Origin of the sequence: Pelagicoccus sp. SDUM812002 (genome assembly GCF_031127835.1) — a bacterium.
Classification (GTDB): domain Bacteria; phylum Verrucomicrobiota; class Verrucomicrobiia; order Opitutales; family Opitutaceae; genus Pelagicoccus.
This window is the reverse complement of record NZ_JARXHX010000012.1, coordinates 64,381-77,061: the sequence shown is the minus strand read 5'-3', so window position 1 is coordinate 77,061 and position 12,681 is coordinate 64,381. Positions and strand designations below refer to the sequence as shown.

The 12,681-nt window shown below is 54.3% G+C and carries 12 protein-coding genes; 8 read left to right on the top strand and 4 right to left on the bottom strand.

Annotated elements, in window-relative coordinates:
• The first annotated feature begins 22 nt into the window (after positions 1–22).
• Both hisH and QEH53_RS16580 read left to right on the top strand, forming a co-directional pair.
• Positions 23–646: an imidazole glycerol phosphate synthase subunit HisH gene (gene hisH, locus QEH53_RS16585; RefSeq protein ID WP_309024337.1), complete on the top strand. Its 624-nt coding sequence runs from the start codon at positions 23–25 to the stop codon at positions 644–646.
• Positions 647–808: 162 nt separating this feature from the next.
• Entirely contained in the window at positions 809–2,110 is a 1,302-nt protein-coding gene (locus QEH53_RS16580; RefSeq protein ID WP_345785738.1) for a citrate synthase, read from the top strand.
• 27 nt (positions 2,111–2,137) lie between these two features.
• Here the strand turns inward: QEH53_RS16580 and QEH53_RS16575 are convergent, their stop codons facing one another.
• Complete coding sequence (locus QEH53_RS16575) at positions 2,138–2,758, bottom strand: helix-turn-helix transcriptional regulator (RefSeq protein ID WP_309024335.1); 621 nt, start codon at positions 2,756–2,758, stop codon at positions 2,138–2,140.
• A gap of 122 nt (positions 2,759–2,880) precedes the next feature.
• Here QEH53_RS16575 and QEH53_RS16570 point away from each other — a divergent pair, with 122 nt between their 5' ends.
• Positions 2,881–4,788 (top strand): DUF4914 family protein, encoded by a 1,908-nt coding sequence (locus QEH53_RS16570; RefSeq protein ID WP_309024334.1) that lies wholly within the window; start codon positions 2,881–2,883, stop codon positions 4,786–4,788.
• A gap of 71 nt (positions 4,789–4,859) precedes the next feature.
• Here the strand turns inward: QEH53_RS16570 and QEH53_RS16565 are convergent, their stop codons facing one another.
• A complete protein-coding gene (locus tag QEH53_RS16565) occupies positions 4,860–5,594 on the bottom strand; it encodes a VC0807 family protein (protein ID WP_309024333.1) in 735 nt (244 codons plus the stop codon).
• Between the two features lie 62 nt (positions 5,595–5,656).
• Between QEH53_RS16565 and QEH53_RS16560 the strand changes: the two genes are divergently transcribed.
• The 4 genes from QEH53_RS16560 (at position 5,657) to QEH53_RS16545 (ending at position 10,182) form a co-directional block, all read left to right on the top strand.
• Positions 5,657–6,418: a pyridoxine 5'-phosphate synthase gene (locus QEH53_RS16560; protein WP_309024332.1), complete on the top strand. Its 762-nt coding sequence runs from the start codon at positions 5,657–5,659 to the stop codon at positions 6,416–6,418.
• Complete coding sequence (gene acpS / locus QEH53_RS16555; RefSeq protein WP_309024331.1) at positions 6,419–6,826, top strand: holo-ACP synthase; 408 nt, start codon at positions 6,419–6,421, stop codon at positions 6,824–6,826. It abuts the gene before it with no gap.
• Between the two features lie 109 nt (positions 6,827–6,935).
• Positions 6,936–8,624 carry an alpha-L-rhamnosidase C-terminal domain-containing protein gene (locus QEH53_RS16550; protein WP_309024330.1) on the top strand — a complete coding sequence of 563 codons (1,689 nt, stop codon included), beginning with the start codon at positions 6,936–6,938 and terminating at the stop codon, positions 8,622–8,624.
• Between the two features lie 22 nt (positions 8,625–8,646).
• Positions 8,647–10,182, top strand: a complete 1,536-nt coding sequence (locus QEH53_RS16545) for an NAD(P)H-hydrate dehydratase (protein WP_309024329.1) — start codon at positions 8,647–8,649, stop codon at positions 10,180–10,182.
• Here QEH53_RS16545 and QEH53_RS16540 read toward each other — a convergent pair.
• Both QEH53_RS16540 and QEH53_RS16535 read right to left on the bottom strand, forming a co-directional pair.
• Complete coding sequence (locus tag QEH53_RS16540; RefSeq protein WP_309024328.1) at positions 10,179–10,640, bottom strand: hypothetical protein; 462 nt, start codon at positions 10,638–10,640, stop codon at positions 10,179–10,181. The two genes, QEH53_RS16545 and QEH53_RS16540, sit on opposite strands and share 4 nt — an antisense overlap.
• A 238-nt stretch (positions 10,641–10,878) precedes the next feature.
• Positions 10,879–11,454 (bottom strand): hypothetical protein, encoded by a 576-nt coding sequence (locus QEH53_RS16535; RefSeq protein ID WP_309024327.1) that lies wholly within the window; start codon positions 11,452–11,454, stop codon positions 10,879–10,881.
• A 76-nt stretch (positions 11,455–11,530) separates the two neighbouring features.
• On the opposite strand from QEH53_RS16535, the gene dprA reads away from it, so the two are divergent.
• Positions 11,531–12,661 carry a DNA-processing protein DprA gene (gene dprA, locus QEH53_RS16530; RefSeq protein ID WP_309024326.1) on the top strand — a complete coding sequence of 377 codons (1,131 nt, stop codon included), beginning with the start codon at positions 11,531–11,533 and terminating at the stop codon, positions 12,659–12,661.
• Positions 12,662–12,681 lie beyond the last annotated feature (20 nt).

Genomic DNA, 12,681 nt, shown 5'->3' with positions numbered 1-12,681 from the left:
TATCTGAACGATCTACTAACTAGTGAGCAAAGACATTGCAGTTATCAACTACGGCATGGGCAATCTTCGCAGCGTGGAAAACGCTCTACTGAAGATTGGTGCCAAGCCGCGAATCGTAGCCACTCCTGACGAAGTCGGTGAGGCAGACGGTTTGATCCTGCCCGGCGTCGGCGCCTTGCGCGACTGCGTGGAAGGACTAAAGGCCGTCAAATTCGACGATCTCATCCATTCTTGGGTCAAGGAGGAGCGCCCGTTCATGGGTGTGTGCCTTGGCTTGCAGGCTCTTTTCGAGCATTCGGAAGAGGACAATGTTACGGGGCTTGGCGTTTTGCCGGGCCAGGTCGTCCGCTTCAAGTCGCGTCCAGGCCTTACCATCCCCCACATGGGCTGGAACCATGCAAAGTTGGTGCAGCCCGGCTCTCCATATTGGGCCGAACTCGATGCTGAAAACGATCGATTCTATTTTGTGCACAGCTACCACATCCAGCCCGAGGATCCGTCGATCGCCCTGACTACCACAGACTATGATGGCGAGTTTGCCAGCTCGGTTGCAGTCGGTTCCTTAGTGGCGAGCCAGTTCCATCCAGAGAAAAGCCAAGCCAAGGGGTTGCAGCTGTACGCCAACTTCGTGGCGCAATGCTCGTAGATTAGCGAAATTGTTGAGAAGCTGTAGTTTAGCTAATATTTAGATTCGCCTTAGCCTGCCCTTTACAAGGTTGGTAAGGAGGGCTAATTAGTTATGTTTCTTCAAATCGGGCTTCCCGATTCGTATTACGCCAAGATCCACAAACCTGACTTCAGCCAGACAATGAGCAAAGAGGCCATTCTCAAAATCGACGACACTGAACTTGCCTTCCCCATTATTGAGGGAACTGCGAACGAGAAAGCAATCGATCTGCGCACCCTGCGTGCGCAGACCGGTTACATCACCTTTGACGAAGGTTTTGGGAACACAGGCTCTTGCCAAAGTGAGATCACATTTATCAATGGCGAAAAGGGGATTCTTCGCTACCGCGGTTACCCGATCGAGCAAGTTGCAGAGAAGTCCGATTTTATCGATTCCTCCTACCTCATCATTTACGGAGAGCTCCCGACGGATGAGCAGCGTCGCGAATTCCTGCGCGAACTGATAAAGACCTGCAACATCGATACGCGCATGGTTCGCCAGTTCGAGGCGTTCCCCCCTTCCGCTCACCCGATGTCCATCCTAACATCGATGATGGGCTCCCTGAGCAGCTACTATCCGGAGCTATCCACTAACGATCGCGATCTTGATCTGGAGAACTTCGACCAATCTTGCGCTTCAGCTATCTCCAAGGTGATGACCGTTGCGGCCATGTCCTACCGCATTTCCAACGGCCTTCCGATCAACTATCCCAAGAAGGACCTCAGCTACGCCGAGAATTTCCTTCACCTGATGTTCTCCAGTCCGAACGACGAGTACGAAGGTCCCAAGGAGGTCGCTGAAGCTCTCGACTTGATACTTCTCTTGCACGCAGATCACGAGCAAAACTGCTCGACCTCTACCGTCCGCATGGTCGGCTCCAGTGGAGCCAACCTCTTTGCCTCGATCACTGCGGGCGTTTGTGCTCTGTGGGGGCCGCTGCACGGTGGGGCCAACATGGGTGTCATCAAGATGCTTGAATCGATCCACGCGGAAGGCGACGACGGTAGCCGCTTCATCGAAGAAGCAAAGAGCGGCAGCAGCGGCAAGCGGCTCATGGGCTTTGGCCACCGCGTCTACAAGAATTTTGACCCGCGAGCCAAGATCATAGGCAAAGCCTGCGAGCGTCTACTCGATGCTCTCGGCACTGAAGATCCTTGCCTCGATATCGCTCGCAACCTCGAGAAAGCTGCCCTCAGCGACGATTACTTCATCAGCCGCAACCTCTACCCGAACGTCGATTTCTACTCCGGTATCATGATGCGAGCGATTGGTATCCCGCTCGACATGTTCACGGTCATGTTCGCCATCGGCCGCATGCCTGGTTGGGTCGCCAACTGGCACGAAGTGGCGTCGGCTCCGAAGGGCAAGATCAACCGCCCCCGTCAGGTGTACCAAGGCGAAGCGGAGCGCGATTTACCATCGGACTACAACCGTCGCGGCTAATTGCGGCCTGCCGAGTCACGTTTTTTATTAAGCCCCTTCGCGGTATGCGGAGGGGCTTTTGCTTTCCGCCGACTTGAACCTGCGATGAAACTGGGAAAGCGACTGGAAGCCGCTGATGAAGGCGATTTCGGTGACGGGTTTCTTGGTTTGTCTGAGTAGCTTTCGAGCGGTTTCGAGACGAGCATGGTTGAGGTAGGCGGAAAAGGTGATGCCGAGGGTTTCGTGGAAAAGGCGGGACAGTCGTTCACGACTAATGCCGACACCGCTAGCGACGGCTGCCAGGCTGAGTGGCTCCTGATGGCGCTCACGAATGATGTTTGCCGCCTCGGCGATCCGGGCCGGTAAGACTTCGCGGGCATGTCCGTGGGGAGAGCTCAAGTGTTCGGCGAGGTCTTGGCCCACCAGTTTGAGCCACCTCAGGTAAGCCGGCTGCTCCAGTTTGCGGGGCGGCGGAGTCAGCGAAAGGCGGCCGATCGAAACTGCGCCCACCAGCAGTTCCACAGTAAATGGGTCCGCGCCAAGCTTTTCGCCCTCCGGATGAAAACGGAGCCGTTTGCGGAAGAGGATGCGGGCGTCCGCCGCGAGCTCATTCAGCAAATGGGAGCGCTCGAGTCTTCGATGTAGCAGCTGCAGAGCGAGTCTGGGCATTTACGGAAATCTCTACACCTCAGATATTGATGTCAATAAATGCGTGAAGTCGAAGCCATACGCGTAGCCTTTTCCGAAGATTTTCTGTATTGTGGAATTCGATATCTTTAATTCCTATGAAAGTGAAAAACATCAAATTCACCCATCCTCTCATCAATTTCGAACTCCCGCCAGAGGTGGACGAGATTCTCTCTCTTGCTCCATCGGTGGTGGTTCCCGAGTCGATTGAGGACCTGCGAACCCTGGCGCTTTGCGACGCAAATGAACAGGGGTGGCATCACGTCGCCTACGACGTCCCGGGAATGGGAAGCGTGGTCGAGGCGAAAGTCTGCCGGGTCAGCAATGGTATCGCAGCCAACTATCTCGATCCGTACATGCGCCGCCGGGATCCGGATTGCATGGTGATCGGTGACGAGCGTAAAACGGACAAGCCCACCTACGAAGGGCGCTACGGCAAGTCATTCGATCCGCTGCGCGAGGAGACTTTCGCTTGGTTGGCGGAACAACCGCTCGCTGTTTTCCCTTTCAGCGCTGGCTTGCCGGGGAAGGGTATGGATGCGATCGTCGTAGCCCCAGCCAACGCGGGCTTTTTCGCGCTAGGACTTGCTCTGCTGCAGGGAATGATCGAGCCAAAAGCGGTTCCGGCAGGATTTTCGCCCAAGGCGGTCATCTATGTGGCTCCTCCGTTTCGCCACACTCATTTCGAGGGCAAGCAAGTGGTTGTCCACAATCGCTTGGACGGCATGCACGAGCTTTTCAGCTACAATTTGTATCCGGGACCCAGCGCGAAAAAGGGGATTTACGGAGTGTTGCTAAACTTGGGCGAGCAGGAGAATTGGATCACCATGCACTGTTCGACTGTGGAAGTGGTGACTCCTTACGACAGCCGCGTCGTCATTTCCCACGAGGGCGCCAGTGGTGGCGGTAAAAGCGAATTGCTCGAGCAGGTACACCGCCAAGTGGACGGTTCCTTGTTGCTCGGCAAGAACGTGGTCACGGGTGTGACTCGTTCGATCAGCCTGCCGCAAGCCTGCGACTTGAATCCGGTCACGGATGATATGGCCCTCTGTCACCCTTCTCTCGATCGCGGGACGGGTAAGCTGGGGCTTGTGGACGCGGAGGACGCATGGTTCTTACGCGTCAACCACATCGATCGTTATGGAATCGATCCGAATCTGGAGAGCCTGACGATCCATCCGACGGAGGATTTGTTGTTCTTGAATATCAAGGCTCAGCCTGAGGGCACTGCCTTGATCTGGGAGCACATCGAAGACGAGCCGGGGTCTCCTTGTCCGAACCCGCGTGTCATCGTACCGCGCAAGGCGATTCCAAATATACTCAACGAGCCGGTTGAGGTGGATATCCGAAGCTTTGGGGTGCGCTGCCCGCCGTGTACACAGGACCAGCCGAGCTACGGCATCATGGGTATGTTCCATGTTTTGCCACCCGCTTTGGCGTGGCTGTGGCGCTTGGTAGCTCCGCGCGGCCATGCCAATCCAAGTATCGTCGACACCGGAGGGATGTCGTCTGAAGGCGTCGGATCTTATTGGCCGTTCGCGACGGGTCGCCGGGTCGACCAGGCAAATCTGATCTTGCAGCAGATTGTGGATACGCCCGAAGTGAATTACATCCTCGTGCCCAATCAGCACGTAGGCGCTTGGGAAGTCAGTTTCATGCCGCAATGGATCACGCGCGAGTACCTCGCTCGCCGCAATGGAGCGAAGTTCAGCGAGGGCCAGGTGAATCCATCGCGCTGTCCTTTGCTCGGTTGGAACCCGGAATCGATCATGGTCGAATCGCGGCAAATCGGCACGCGTTTCTTCAATGTAGAGACGCAGCCGGAGGTCGGCGTGGCAGCTTACGACAAAGGGGCTGAAATCCTCTATGATTTCTTCCGCAAGGAGTTGGCCAATTTCGATTCTCCGGATCTGCTCCCGCTTGGTCAAAAGATCATCGCCTGCTGCCTTGGAGGCGGTTCTGCGCAGGATTACGACGAGCTGCTCGGAAACGGGACCCTAAGGAAAAAGTAGCCGTCCCGCAGCTGCTCCGAATTGCGCAGCGGTTCCTCTCTACGAGGGACCGCTGTTTTTCGTTCGCGCCCCTACGGTTTTGCCTTGGCGGTATGCTGTTCGTGCAGCAGGCCTTCGAAGTCGAGCCCTGTCAGCTCCTTGAGTCCTTTTACGAGTCGCCACAAGGCATAAATCAGGATTGCCATGGTGGGAGCGGTAATGACCAGCCAAGAAACCCAAGTGAGGGTGGCGATTTCCTGATTGAAGGTTTCCGTGCCTCCTGGGCTCTTAACGATCAGGGAGGCCAGTACGTAGTTAAGAGCAGCGCTGATTAGAAAACTGAATACAAGCAACCAGTTAGCGACGTTAAATTGAGAGTTGAGCTGGGCCTTTTTCTCCGGGGTGTCGATGTGGCTCTGAATCTTCTCAACATCAAAGATTTGGTCGTTGAAGAGAAAGGTCTTGAGAAGCGAGTTTTTGCGTTTCGCTGTTGCCAGGACAAGGACTCCAATCATCAGCGGCATTGCGGTTTCCTTGATTACCACCCACTTTGGCTCCGCTTCCATTAAGCCGATGCCGCCGGTTAGTAGGATATTGAGGAAGCCGAACATAGAAATGACATTGTAGTTCTTTCGCTGCGAAAGATCGTAGAAGAAGTAGCCGACCGGAAAGGCTAAAGCGGCGACTAAGCCAAGCACGGGGCCGAGACGGTCCTCGCCGCTTGCGTACTTTAGCACCATGATAGGTAGCGCGAGATTGCAGAGCAGGTTTACGAAGAAGTTCTCTTGCTTTTTTGGCGTAGTTAAAGGGGCGGGAGCGTCGCTCATTCTTTGGAAGCTTTGATTGCGTCAGGCGTAGGCGAGTCCTATACCTTGCGGAAAATACGAATATGTCTAGTAAAAGCATCCTCCTCGGCGTCAACATCGACCATGTCGCCACCGTCCGCCAAGCACGATACAAGGACAGCCCGCGAGGCTGCGGCCAGTTCGTCGAACCAGATCCCATCACGATCGCCCTCCTGTGTGAGAAGGCCGGCGCTCAAGGGATTACCGTTCATCCGCGAGAGGATGCTAGACACATTCAGCAAGCCGATGTTCGCCGCTTGCGTGAGTGCATTGCGACGCGCTTGAACATGGAGATGGCAGCTACGGACGAGATGCTCACTTTCGCGCTGGAAGTACTGCCGGAAGCGATCTGCGTGGTTCCGGAAAGTCGCGAAGAAGTTACGACCGAAGGGGGCCTCGAGGTGGCAGGACAGTTCGAGCGCATCGAGCGCATCGTCAAGTCCGCCGCGGATGCAGGGATTGAATCGAGCCTATTTATCGATCCCGTTGCGGAGCAAATCGAAGCCTCTGCCAAGGCGGGAGCCAAGTACATCGAGCTGCACACGGGCGCGTATGCGAATGCCTACTACAAGTCCGGCGAACGGCAGGCGGAGTACGACCGTCTGGTCGAAGGCGCTACGCTGGCCGACGAGCTCGGCCTCATCGTCAACGCTGGCCATGGCATTAACTATGTGAATGTGGGCGAGGTCATCACTATCCCTTACCTTCACGAACTCAATATCGGGCATAGCATTATCAGCCGAGCTCTTTATTTCGGAATCGACGAAGCGGTGCGCGAAATGAAAGCCCTGATCGCGGGAGCATAGATGGACGCGATCAATCTGCCGCACAAAGGTCCCGTATTGGGGATTGGTGTCGACATCGTATCCGTTTCTCGGATTCGCAAATTGATAGCACGGCAGGGAGATCGTTTTCTTGGGCGAGTTTACACGGATTCGGAAAGAGAGTATTGTTCCAAATTTAAAGACCCGAGCGAGCGTTACGCTGCCCGTTTTGCAGCGAAGGAAGCGGTGGCGAAAGCGTTCACTACTGGGATCGGCGAATATCTTAATTGGAAGTCTATCGGTGTCGTATCAGGAAATCGGGGACAACCGGTGGTCGAACTCGACGAACTGGGTCGGCTCCTGCTCTGCCAAGTTGGTGGTAAACGCGTGGCAATCAGCCTTTCCCATGCGGAGGACAACGCTATCGCGTTCGCCACGATATTAGGTTAAAGAGGTTGATTACGTTGTCATTGGCACCATGAGCTTTCTTACCTTCCGGCTCTGTTTTCTCACGCTTTCGATTTTTTGCGGACTGGGGCTATGCCTTCGAGCGAAAACGATGGAATCACGCTCTATGGAACAAGAGTTGGATGTATTGAAAAAGTCACCGTTATCGACTTTTGAAGTTTATCCGAAGCGAATTGTGTGGACCTCTGATCTTGGAGTTTCGAATTCTCAGTCGCTGCTCGATGACAAACCTGGGCAGGCCATCTTGATGGGTGTGACCACGCCGACTTCCATAGGGCCCGGCGGATCTATCCTCATCGATTTTGGTCGCGAAATAAGTGGGTGGGTCGAGATCGTGACTCCGGTGATGCCTGAAAAGGATCGATTGCGAAAGGCGAGAATTCGCTTGGGTGAATCGGTTTCAGAGGCGATGTCGGAAATTGGGGAGGCCTCCAACGCAAGCAACGATTGCGCGATTCGGGATCAGGTAGTGGAACTCGCTTGGCTGGGAAAAACGATGGTCGGCCCGGGTGGATTTCGTTTCATGAGAATCGATAACCTCGAAGCGGATCTATCCGTCGAACTGGATGAAGTCAGGGCGATGTTGCAGATTAGGGATATTCCTTATCTGGGCTCATTTCGAAGCAGCGATGAACGCCTGAATGAAATTTGGTTGACCGGCGCTCGCACCGTTCATCTCAACATGCAGGACTACTTGTGGGATGGGATAAAGAGGGATCGCTTGGTATGGCTCGGAGATATGCATCCGGAGGTTCGCACAATTCTAGCAGTGTTTGGCGTCAACGAAGTAGTGACCGACAGCCTAGATTTAATTAGACACCAGACACCGGTGGAAACGTGGATGAATTCTATCAGCTCCTATTCCCTTTGGTGGATTATTATCCATAGTGAGCTTTGGTTGCAAACGGGTGATCAAGAATACTTAGCGGAACAGGAAACGTACATGACGGAGCTGTTGTATCGGCTTTTAAAATACATCGGAGAGGACGGCCGGGAATCGCTTGACGGTGTGCGTTTCGTGGATTGGCCAACTTACGGACAAAAGGATGCAGTTCACGAGGGACTGCAGGCACTTATGGTCATGACGATGCAAAGTGGCGGCCTTTTAATGAGTGAACTTGGCAATTCCGCTTTGAGCGAAAAATGCCGTGAGGCTGCTAAACGTCTGATGGAAGCGCCTCTAATCCATAGCGGCAGGAAAGCTCCCGCTGCCTTGGCAGCACTCGCCGGAATCAAGGATGCAGGCGAAATTGCAGAGTCTATCCTCAAGGTTGATGGGCCGAGTGACCTGTCTACATTTTATGGATACTATGTTCTAGACGCTCTCGCAGAGGCGGACGATATCGAAACTGGGATTGATTTCATATCTCAGTATTGGGGCGGAATGTTTGACCTAGGCGCGACAACCTTTTGGGAAAATTTCGATCTATCTTGGTTGGATAATGCCGCTCGAATCGACGAATTAGTCCCGGAGGGCAAGGTGGATGTCCATGCGACCTACGGGGAGCATAGCTACAAGGGACTTCGGAATAGCCTTTGTCACGGCTGGGCGAGTGGACCCACTGCTTGGCTCAGCGAGTTTGTCCTTGGCATTTCTCCGGCATCCCCAGGTTTCGAAACCGTCTACATCGAGCCGCGACTAGCTACTCTCGAGTGGGTGGAGGGAACGTACCCGACGCCTAGGGGAGTTATCCATGTCTCTCACAGGAGAAGCGCAGACGGCAGCGTTTCGAGTGACGTGGACCTTCCCGCAGGAATTAAGGTAGTGCGCAGGCCGTAGCTGCGCTAGGCTCCTGACCGTTATGGCCTCTGCATACTTTCATCCGGTTCTTAGCTGCTCCGAATCTCATTCCTTGGAATCCCGTCTTTTGAAAACGGATGAGGAGGTGTGGGATGCTATGAACAGGGCGGGCACCTCTTTAGGACGAGCTTTGCTCAGCGCTTATTTGATGACTGGCTTTCCGCAGAATGGATTGCATCTGCTCGGTCTGATAGGTAAGGGGCATAATGGAGGCGATGCTCTCCTTGCATTTCTGGAAATGGCGGAAACGGTTGGCTGTGTGGAAGGGATTACCTTGGTTTTGTCAGGCCCTCGGAGGGATTTTAAGCCGCACACGGGTCGAGCTTTGGAGTTGTTGGAGAAAAAGACAGAACTCGAGATTTTGGAAATGCCGAGCGAAGCGGCCATTGCAGCACTTGCATGCGGGACGTTTGACATCGTGTTGGATGGCTTGCTTGGCATGCAGTTTCGCCCTCCTTTTCGGGACGGGGCGCGGTCGTTGCTCGAAGCTGTGAATGGATCGAGTTCCTTTCGGCTGCGAGCAGCGGTAGACTTACCCTCGGGAAATGGCGACGAGTCGGACGAATGCGTGTTCAAGGCGGATTTCACCTTCGCGACGGGAATTCTCAAGAAGCCTCTATTCTCCTGCACTGCGGCCGGAAATATAAGATATTTGGATATTGGATTCTTCCAGGGGGAGAGTTTAGCAAGAGAGCTTGTAGTTACGGATTCGATACTAGACCCCCTACGGTCTTTGCGTTCCTCTACAAGCGAGAAAAGGCAGCAAGGACACTTGGCCGTGCTTGGGGGCTCTCGCAGCATGCCAGGTGCTCTAGCGATGTCGGTGAAAGCCGCCCTCAAGAGTGGAGTAGGCTTGGTGACGGTATTTGCTCCTGAGTCTATCGTTTCCCAACTGGCTTGCCAGTTGCCGGAGGCTATGTGGCGAACTTGGCCGGAAACGCCGGAAGGTGGACTCGCCCTAGAAGGGCTTTGGCAGGTCAAGTCGATAGCCGAAAAAGCGACCTGTCTCTTGGCAGGTCCAGGCATGGGGAGTGAAGCGGAGACGCAGTTCCTACTGAGTGAGGTAGGTCGTTTATGGGATAGGCCGGTTGTTCTGGATGCCGATGCGTTACGTCCGGTAGTAGTGGAAGCCTTTCGGGAGTCCGGCAACAAGGATGTCATCCTTACTCCTCACGCGGGGGAGTTTATTCGATTGAGCGGTGACGCGGATTGCTCGGACCGAGCAGTTCTTGAGTACGCTAAGCAGCGGGGCGTGACCGTGGTGAGAAAGGGCAGCAACACGCGCGTGAGCGATGGCGAGCAGCTCGCGATTAATCCTACAGGCAATGCGGTACTCTCCCGTGGTGGAAGCGGCGACATACTGGCAGGTTTGACCGGCGGTTTGTTTGCCCAAGGAGAGTCGTCCGCTTTCGAAACCGCGTCTCGCTCGGTTTATTGGCATGGCAAGGCAGCGGACCTGCTGGCGAAGCACTGCGGGCAAACGGCTGTTTGCACCACAGATTTGTTGGGATTTCTGGTACAAGCGCTTCGTAGCTAGTCCGTTCGGTAGATGGGTTCGATAGAGCGAATTTCGGAGAAGTCGGCGAGCAAGTCTTCGCGGGACGAGGCATGAAGCATGGGAAGAGCGTTGCTGATGAGGGCCTGGGCCTTTTCACAGCGACCGCAGCGGGCATAGTAGAGGGCTAGGGCAGTGGCTATTCCGCAGCTATCGGGAAAAGTCGCTAGCGCGTTTTCCAGGACCGCCATATGACGGTTTTCTGGATAGACCTCTGAGCTGAGCCAGACGACTCCGATCCAAATGTAGAGCCGCGGAAGGTGGCCGGCTCCTGTTTGCTTTGCTTTGAAGAAATGGGTTGAGAGGGAAAGCGTCTCTTCTTTGTCGAGGCTGCCGGGTCGGTAGAATTTCCCCGCAAGCTTTTGGGTCGCTTGGTTGATCCCATACCACAGATGGGCTCTTGTTTGATCCTCGTCTTCCTCTAGAGAAAGTTCGAACAAAGTATTTGCTTCGTCGATACGATTGCTCTTGTTGAGCCACTCGCCCTCCAAGGCCTAGAGATTGAAAAATTTAGCCAGCGACGTCGAGCCTCCTGTATTTGTTCTCTGGATTCATCATTGTTACGGACGTCGAGTATAATGCGTGTAGCAAGGGACTCGGAGTTCTGTTCGGAAACGGAATTCAGCGCCCAGGAAGGGTGCCTTTTGCTCATCTTCGAGCTCTCGCCGGATTGTGTAGCTACGACCGTTGCTTAAATGTCCTTCCAAGCGTTTCTTCATCTCTGCGAATCCCATTCCGAGAAAGGATTGAAACTGAAAGAGGTGCTGCGTTTTTGCAACGCATCAGGTGGCGGACGTATTCGTGGACGATGGACTCGCGTGTGTGTTCTTCGAAACCTAGGTCGCTTATCACGGTGTAGTACCCTTCGCTATCGTTTGCGAAATCCCCGCCGTTGGATTTTCGCCTTCGTCCATCACGAACGGAAAAGCGATCGCGAGTCTTTGCGTCGCCCGCGATTACTAGTATTAGCGAGTCGTTCTGGTCTTCGCGCAGTTGTGGAAAGACGAGTTTCAGACCTGCTCGAGCATTCCAGATGGTGTCGAAGCCTCTCTGTGTTTCCGCCTTGCGGGCGTTGCTCATTACTTGAAAGGGGGTGGCTTCAGCTTGCCACCATTTGGGAGCGGCGGAGATAGGAACGCTTCCGAAAGCGAAGCAGGTGAGCAGAGTATAAAACAAAAACGATCTGCGGCGTGAGGGAGTATTGAGAGGAGCTGAATTCTCTGTCATGCGGCTTCCCCCGATAGAATATTTCATGCCTCGAAGGGTGCTTTTTGAATACGAAAGAGCAGCTCGGGTTGGACTTTTATCCGAGTTTTCCCAGAGTGGCAGCATGGAACTCCAACTCTCCCGTAAGCAGGCCTTTTGGGCCTTGAACGGGCTGCCTGCGATTGGGCCTGTATCCCTCAATCGCTTGTTAGCCGCGTTTTCCGGCGACCCTTGCCGCGCACTAAACGCTTCGCGTAGCGAACTCGAATCTATCAAGGGACTTCAACGCAAAGCGGTTGACGTACTACTCGATTGGACGAGGCACTTCAACTTGGACAGAGAAGTGTCGCAGGCGGAGCAGCGGGGAGTAGAATTCGTATCATGCGAAGACAATGACTATCCGTCGCTCTTGAAAGAAATATCCGATCCCCCAATTGGATTGTATCGTTTAGGCAAATACGATTTCAGTAAGCCGTCGATTGCTATCGTGGGTACTCGCCACTGCACGCTCTACGGTCAAAGCGTTGCCCAGAGTTTCGCTCGAGACCTTGCCCAGTTGGGGTTTTGTGTAACCAGCGGTATGGCCAGGGGCATCGATACCTTTGCGCACAAAGGGGCACTAGAGGTAGATGGTGGTTCGACGGTTTGCGTATTTGGTTGCGGGATTGATATCGTGTATCCGCCGGAGAATGTTGACCTGTTTCGCCAGGCGCAAATAAACGGTGCTGTGGTATCCGAATTCCCGTTTGGGAGAAGGGCAGACCGTCAAACTTTTCCCATGCGTAATCGAGTGGTGAGCGGCATGTCGCATGCGGTGATTGTGGTCGAGTCAGATGATGCAGGCGGTTCAATGATCACCGCTCGTTTCGCGGGCGAACAAGGGCGCATCGTTTGCGCCATTCCCGGTCGGGTTGACCAGAAAGCGAGTAAAGGAAGCCACCAACTTATCCGTGATGGAGCTGTGCTGCTGCGTAGCGTGGATGATCTGCTGGAAGAGCTCGCTCACCTGCAACTGATTCCAGATTTGGAAACGGGTCAATCGAGCCTGGAGAGTGAGATGCGTTTGCCTCAGCTCGACGGAGACGAAGCTCTCGTCGCCGAGCTGCTTTCGGGAGGAGAGTCGTTGGGTCTTGCGGATATTGGCGAAAAGCTGGGGAAAGGAGTATCCGAAATTTCGGTACTATTAATGACAATGGAATTAAAAGGGCTCGTTGCCAAGCGACTTGATGGCTGCTTTGAGATGGCGCTTAGATGATTATGGTGAGCTGAGGGGCG